We start from the raw sequence: 5687 nt of genomic DNA on the forward strand, positions 1-5687 counted from the left end.
TGGGCAAGAGCTGGAACTGGTTGCGATACAGGCCCTGCAGGCTCTCGCTGCCGCTGGAGACGTCCGGCTGCACGCCCGAGTGCACCACCTCGGTGATGACGTACTCGCCCGCGAAGGTGCCGTCCTCCGCCGAGTCCACCTCCAGCACGTACCCGGGCGTCAGCCGGGGGGCGATGGCCGCGCCCGACAGCGTGCGGCCGCCCACGCTCGCGGCCTCCGTGCGCACGCTGGCCGCCGCCTTGCCCACGCCCGGCGCCACGTAGCCGGCCGGATAGTCATACAGCTCCAGGTCCGCCACGCCCTCCGTCGCCTTGCCCTTGCCGGAGATGTCCACCGCGGGCTTCTCGAAGTCGAAGTCCTTCAGGTGCACCGCGCCGGGCCGCAGCCGGTGCACCACCTCCAGCGACGAGAGGTACTCGGCATCCACCGCTTCCTTGCCCAGGCTGGGGCGCAGCGGCAGCGTCTTGCCTTGAGGCAGCGGCGCGTGCGCGCTGGGCTTGTCGCCCAGCACCAGCGTGTGGCCCGCGTCCGTGTGCTCGAAAAAGTAGAAGATGCCTTCCCACTCCATCAGCCGGCTGACGAAGGCGAAGTCGCTCTCGCGGTACTGCACGCAGTACTCGCGCGCCGCGTAGCTGCCCGACAGCGCCAGCCGCACCTCCACCCCACCCTCGCCCAGCACGGCCTTGAGGATGTCGGGCACGCTCTGGCCCTGGAAGATGCGGCTCTTGTGCACCTGGGACAGCCGCCACAGCTTGGGCACCACGTGGGCCCGGTAGCGCCGCCGGCCCGTCTTCATGCCCAGCGACTCCACCTCGCGCACCACGCCGTGCACGTAGCGGGGAGTGCCGTCACGCACGCCGAGGGTCACCAGCGCGTCCTGGCCCACCAGGTCCGTCACCGCGAGCGGCTCCCCGTCCCTGGCGAAGAAGTCCACCCGGAAGTCGTACAGCCGGCTGACGCCCTCGATGCCGGAGATGCCGGACACACTCAGGGCCTCCGGGCCATGCGCACCAATCTGCGCGGCGAAGGCGGGTGAGCTGGCTCGAGACATGACGCCCCCTGCGTCGACGGTGGAAGTCACCGCGACCGATAATAGGAGCGGAATACTACTACACTACGAATGGACGAACGCAGCCCGCCTGGGGGGCTGCCTCATGTTTCGAGCGCGTCCGTGGTGCGCACCACGCGCATTCCAGCGGCCTGGAAATCCCGGAGCGCGGCGTCCGCCACACGCGGGAAGTCCAGCGCGGGCGGAAGCGGGTCCAGCGGCGGCGCCGGCACCGGGCTCATGGCGTCCTCCAGGATGAAGACGCGGCCCATCTTCGAGGGGTCCGTCCGCTCGATGTGCTGTCGCAGGTCCCTCAGCGTGGACAGGACACAGTGGGACTTGGCCTGACCGAAGACGTAGACCCGGTCGAAGGACATCAGGTGGTCGAAGAGGCGCGTATTGAATTCACCCACCTTCTGCCCCTTCACCTCCGTCACCTCGGGAGAGAGGACGGAGTAGTTCTCCGTGAGCGGGTGCTCGCCCTTGAGCTCGAAGTGCGTGGGCGTGTCGCGCACCAGGGCATGGAAGAGGCTGGCCTCGTAGACGGCGGGCACCAGCGCGTGGCTCAGCCCCCCGAGCAGCGCGTGGTAGGGCCAGATGGTGAGCACGTACCGGCCGCTGGCCTCCAGCCGCTCGCAGTAGGCGAGGCTCTCCTCCGGGAAGCGGGTGGCCCGCCAGCGGCCCGCCCGCACGTCCGCCGCCGTAATCACCGACATCGGCGCGGGCGGACGGCCTTCCGCGTCCCGCCACCAGGCCGGGTGGAAGATTTGGAACGCCCGGTGGGTGTCGAGCGAGAACACCAGCTCGGTGATGCGGTCCAGGTGCGAGTAGAGGAAGCGCAGCGTGCGCTGCGTGTCCTCCACCGCGCCGGGGACGAAGAGGCTGGCGCCCGGGGTGCAGAAGGCCACCTGCACGTCGATGCCGAACGCGGCGATACGGACCTTGTCCTCGCGAGCGGGGCGGATGCGGTGCTCGACGGCGTAGCGGCGGGCCTCCTCGGCCACCTCCGCGCCGCGCTCCAGCTGGAGCTGGCCGGCGCGCGCGTCCTCGTGGAAGCGGGGCATGGGCAGGGGCATGGCGTCCTCGGGTGTCCTGGCGGAAGAAGTCTACGGAAGCGACTCAGCGGCCCTGGGGGAAGTGGCGCTTCTTCAGCTCGTCGGCGAGCGCCTGCGTGGCCGGGGTGTAGGCGATGCGAACCTCGGAGGGCACTTCGGAGGTGCCCACGAGGGATGGAGACTCGGGCGCGCTGTCCATGAGGGGGAAGTAGCCCTCGGGTACCGGCTCGCCCTCCTGGCCGACGAGGCCAATGGGTCCGGAGCCATGGCGGCGGCGGAAGAGCACGGGGGTGCCGGGGATGCTCTGCTTCCCTTCCGCCAGCTCGTTGCCGAACTTCATCACCGGGTGCCGGCCGGTGCAGGACAGCTTGTAGATGGCGGCGACGCGGTCTCGGGTGAAGGGGCACGCCATGGTGCGGGCGACGATGTGGCCGCCGTAGCCGTAGAACTGCGCGGACGGCTCCCAGCCCACCTGGCGCCGCAGGTCCTCGAACTCGCGGGTGGCCGCGGCGTCCAGGCCGTCCTCGAGGATGTTGACGGGGCGGATGCCCATGTCCCGCGCGCGGGTGACGGCGTAGAGGTACTGGAGCTTCTTGTTGCCCGAGTCGAAGCGGATGGAGTCCTGGGCGGCCGGGTCCTCGCGGATGAGCTGGAAGGCGGCGGGGACGCCGGAGGTGAGCGTGTCGAAGGTGTCCAGCAGGTAGCTGGAGCGGCTGGGACGGCGCTCGCGCATGGCGCGGAAGGCGGCCTCGTCCGAGCCGTAGCGCTGCACGTGCTCGTGGCCCATGGTGCCCACGGGAATCATGCCCAGCTTGCGCGCGCCCTCCACGTTGCTGGTGCGCTGGACGCCCTCCTCCTTGCAGGCGCGCAGCGCCAGCTCGTGGTGCTCCAGGCAGGTGGCGGCGCGCAGGCCCACCTCGAAGATGCGCGCGGGGTCCTCGACGATGTCGACGAGCTCCTTCACGGTGGCGCGCACGCGGCGCATGTAGCCCTCGGAGTCGACGGTGATGGGCACGGGCTTCACGCCCACGGCGTCGAGCGTCTCCAGGGCGATGGCCTTCTGCTCCTCGCAGGTGACGGTGGCCAGGGCGCGGGCCAGCGCTTCACGGTCCGCCAGGGCCTGGGTGGCCACCTGCACGCGGTAGTTGAGCTGGAGCAGCAGCGGCTCCACCCACGACACGAGCGCGGAGGGACCGGTGACGGTGAGGATGGGCTCGCGCGAATAGAAGACGGCGCCGCGGGGGATGGCGCGGATGGACAGCCGGTCCTTGCGGAGGATGGCGGCCTTGAAGCCCACGCCCATCTCGTAGTCGTAGCGGGCGAGGTACTCGTAGTCCTCGGGGCGGGGTTCGGGCAGCAGGCCCCGGACGAAGGCGGCCAGGTCCAGCGGCATGACCTGGAGACCTCCCTTCCGGTGCGAGTAATAGAAGGTCTCCTGGCGCAGCGGCCAGCCAGCCTCCGCCATGCTGAACTTGTAGCCATCCGTCGCGAGCAGCGAGGTCGCCATCCTGGGTGTGCTCCTCCGTGTAGGGGAGCCTAACCCCTTTCCCTCCAGCCTCGCCTACGGTTTCGCGGACATGGTGAGGAAGCGGAGTTAAATGCAGGCGCCATGTCGGCGGCTCCCTCTCGACGACTCCTCTTCGCGCTCGCTGGCAGTGTTGGCCTCCATGGGCTGCTGTGGCTCATGGTGGAAGGCGGAGAGACACCCCGGGTGCGTCCGGCGGCTTCGTCCGCGGCGCTTCAGTGGGTCGAGGTGGAGGTGACGGGGGCGCCCGAGCCGGCGGTCACCGGGCAGGTCCCTTCCGAGCGCGAGGTGCCACCGTCGAGCGCGCCGCCTCATGTCACGGAGCGCCCGCCCCCCGTGCCCCGGGAGCTCCCGCCTGGAGCGGGGATCGCCGTGCCGCCGGAATCGGTCGCGAGGAAGACGCCCGAAGCGTCCCCGACTCCACCGGACTCGCGGCACACCGATGCGCTCCAGGCGAAGCAGACTCCACCGGCCACTCCCCACGCGGATGAACGCCGGGCGGACCTGTCCTCCGCGACGCGCCCGTCCGCACCGCGCGCAGACGCCCTTCGCGCGAACCCGTCTCCAGCGGACGCACCACGCGCGGCGCCGGCCCCACCGGATGCACCGCGCACCGGCGCTCTTCGGGCGGACCTGTCTCCAGCGGACACACCGCGCGCGGCGCAGGCCCCACCGGATGCACCGCGCACCGACGCTCTCCGGGCGGACCTGTTCCCCGCGGAGACATCCCCACCGGACGCCCCGCGTGCCGACGCGTTCCGGGCGGACCTGTCGTCGACGGATGTACCGCGCGCGGCGCCATCTCCGATGGATGCCCCGCGTGCCGAGGCACTTCGGGTGGACCTGTCCCCGGCGGATGCACGGAGCACGGTTCCTTCCTCTCGCTCGGACCTGGGCCGTGTGGACACTCCGGGCTCCCGGCTGCTCCTCGCGGCACGCGAGGCCCGCCCGCCGGTGTACCAGGGCAACACGGTGGCGGAGGCGGATGCGGGAGTCCCCGGGTCCTCCCCCCAGGAACTCGTGCAGGACCTGGTCTCCGAGGGCGTCGGCCGCGCGAAGGTGGAGCGGGGACTGGTGCACCCCTACTTCGGCAAGCTGGGCAAGGCACTCATGAAGGCCTGGGACGCGGACCGCTCGGTGAAGGAGCACGGCCTTCAGGGCTACTTCGACATGGGCATGGAGCGGGGCCGCGCGTACTCGCGCATCTGGATGGAGCGCGCGGAGCACTACGGGGCCTCGGGCTCGTTCGCGCGCAAGGACGCGCCGGAGCAGGACCGGCGCCGGCCCGTCAGCACCGTGGGAGACCCGCAGATTCAGGCCCGCCGCGAGATGCGCCAGCAGATGCGCGAGGAGTTCCGCTCCACCCGCCGCGCCATCATCCGCGTGGACCAGGACGCGCGGGGAAAGCTGCTCGACGTGCGGCTCGTGGACCCGAGCCACCAGCCCGAGGTCGACAAGGAGGCCATCAAGGACGTGCGCGCCGCGGCGGAGAAGCTCCCTCCTCCGCCTCCCGAGGCCGTCGCCGGCCGAGAGCGCATCTCCAGCCTCTGGGAGTTCGAGCTCATCATCTCCATCAGCCCGCCCATCCCCACCTTCAGCTTCGAGTTCGACGAAGCGCTCGGCTTCATCGACACCCGCCTGCCGCTGGACCGCCGCATCTACAAGCGCGTGCGACTGCTCGAAGTCCGCTGACCTGGCGCACTTGGCGGCCGTGAGCAGCCCAGGTCACAGATGATTCGAGCCGCGAATGTCCATCCTCGGAGGCGCCCTCCCTCGTCGTGAGCGTGGAGCCAGGTGCCCTTCGCGGACTCCGTCGCGGCCAGGGCTTCGTCCCGCGGCACCGCGTGACTCCAGTCGCGGCTTCTCATGGGCCGCGCCCTCGCTCCGTCCGCCCCCATGCATCGAGTGGGGCGCACGGACCGGGGACACCCGATGCCCTCCCGTAACTCTCGAGCCCACCGCGCACGTGTCTGGCCGCTGCCTCTGCCCCCATGGCTGGAACGAAGTGCACGCAGCCGGAAGACCCGCCAGGTACTCCCCGGGCGCGCACCCCACCCTC

4 protein-coding genes are annotated in these 5687 nt (G+C 70.9%); 1 reads left to right on the top strand and 3 read right to left on the bottom strand.

Annotation, left to right across the window (positions count from 1 at the left end):
• The 3 genes from tssI to HG543_RS50945 all read right to left on the bottom strand — a co-directional run.
• Positions 1-1051: type VI secretion system tip protein TssI/VgrG (gene tssI, locus HG543_RS50935; RefSeq protein ID WP_169352230.1), on the bottom strand; the 1051-nt coding region annotated here is incomplete at its 3' end.
• A gap of 101 nt (positions 1052-1152) precedes the next feature.
• The gene (locus HG543_RS50940) at positions 1153-2124 is read right to left on the bottom strand and encodes a cysteine hydrolase family protein (RefSeq protein WP_169352231.1); all 972 of its coding nucleotides are present in this window, start codon (positions 2122-2124) and stop codon (positions 1153-1155) included.
• Positions 2125-2167: 43 nt separating this feature from the next.
• Positions 2168-3610 (bottom strand): nicotinate phosphoribosyltransferase, encoded by a 1443-nt coding sequence (locus tag HG543_RS50945; RefSeq protein WP_169352232.1) that lies wholly within the window; start codon positions 3608-3610, stop codon positions 2168-2170.
• Positions 3611-4435: 825 nt separating this feature from the next.
• On the opposite strand from HG543_RS50945, the gene HG543_RS56075 reads away from it, so the two are divergent.
• Entirely contained in the window at positions 4436-5320 is an 885-nt protein-coding gene (locus tag HG543_RS56075) for an energy transducer TonB family protein (RefSeq protein WP_246357894.1), read from the top strand.
• Positions 5321-5687 lie beyond the last annotated feature (367 nt).

Origin of the sequence: Pyxidicoccus fallax, assembly GCF_012933655.1 — a bacterium.
Classification (GTDB): domain Bacteria; phylum Myxococcota; class Myxococcia; order Myxococcales; family Myxococcaceae; genus Myxococcus; species Myxococcus fallax.